The sequence below is a fragment of the Kitasatospora nipponensis genome (assembly GCF_039528135.1).
Classification (GTDB): domain Bacteria; phylum Actinomycetota; class Actinomycetes; order Streptomycetales; family Streptomycetaceae; genus Kitasatospora; species Kitasatospora nipponensis.
The window spans coordinates 1-1,181 of sequence record NZ_BAAALF010000482.1; the positions used below are offsets into that span (position 1 = coordinate 1).

General features: G+C 71.2%; 1 protein-coding gene. It reads left to right on the forward strand.

Annotated elements, in window-relative coordinates; genetic code table 11:
• On the forward strand, nucleotides 1–952 hold a 952-nt coding region (locus tag ABD323_RS41330), incomplete at its 5' end, for a site-2 protease family protein (RefSeq protein WP_344447237.1).
• Nucleotides 953–1,181: the final 229 nt, after the last annotated feature.

Sequence of the window (1,181 nt, forward strand, 5' to 3'; positions counted from 1 at the left end):
CCGCGCGCCGTGGAAGCGCGTCATCGTGATGTTCGCCGGGCCCTTCATGAACCTGCTGCTGGCCTTCGGACTCTTCCTGACGGTCATGATGGGCTTCGGCGTGCCGACCTCGCTGCCGACCGTCAGCTCGGTCTCCCAGTGCGTCGTGCCGGTCACCCAGGCGAGCGAGAAGTGCCCGGACAACGCCCCGGCCTCGCCGGCCGCCGCCGCCGGACTGCGGGCCGGCGACACCGTCACCGCCTTCAACGGCGACCCGATCCACACCTACCGGCAGCTCTCCACGGACATCCGCGACTCGGCCGGCAAGACCGTGCCGATCACGGTGCGGCGCGACGGCCAGGAGGTGGCGCTCACCGCCACCATCCAGACCAACACGCTGGCCGTGCTCGACAAGTACGGCGACCCGGTCAAGGGCGCCAAGCCCGTCCAGGCCGGCTTCCTCGGCATCAGCCCCACCTCGGGCGTGGTCCAGCTCGGCCTCGGCGACAGCGTCACCAAGATGACCGACATGGCCGACACCGGCCTGCACTCGGTGCTGGAACTGCCCGGCAAGATCCCGGCGCTCTGGGACTCGGTGGTGCACGGCACCCCGCGCCAGGCGGACTCCCCGATCGGCATGGTCGGCGCGGCCCGGGTCGGCGGCGAGATCGTCTCCAGCCACCTGCCGGCCTCCCAGATCGTCGCGACCATGATCTACCTGCTGGCCGGGGTCAACCTCTCCCTCTTCCTGTTCAACATGCTCCCGCTGCTCCCGCTGGACGGCGGGCACGTGGCCGGAGCGCTCTGGGAGTCGTTGCGCCGCAAGGCCGCCAAGCTCTTCCGGCGCCCCGACCCGGGCCCCTTCGACGTCGCCAGGCTGATGCCGCTGGCCTACGTGGTGGCCACCGTCTTCCTCGGTTTCACGGTGCTGGTGCTGGTCGCCGACGTGATCAACCCGGTCAAGATCAGCTAGCCGGCGCCGACGGGGGCGTGCGCCGGGCGCGCCGCGGGTGCCGTACCGTTGGACGCCGGGTGCCGTGCTCTCGCCGCGCACCCGCCGGCCCGTCACCTCTACTCCGGGGAACCCTGCGCACATGACCGCGATCTCGCTCGGTATTCCGTCCCTGCCGCTCAAGCCGCTCGCCAAGCGGCGGTACTCGCGGCAGATCATGGTCGGCAACGTTCCGGTCGGTGGTGACGCC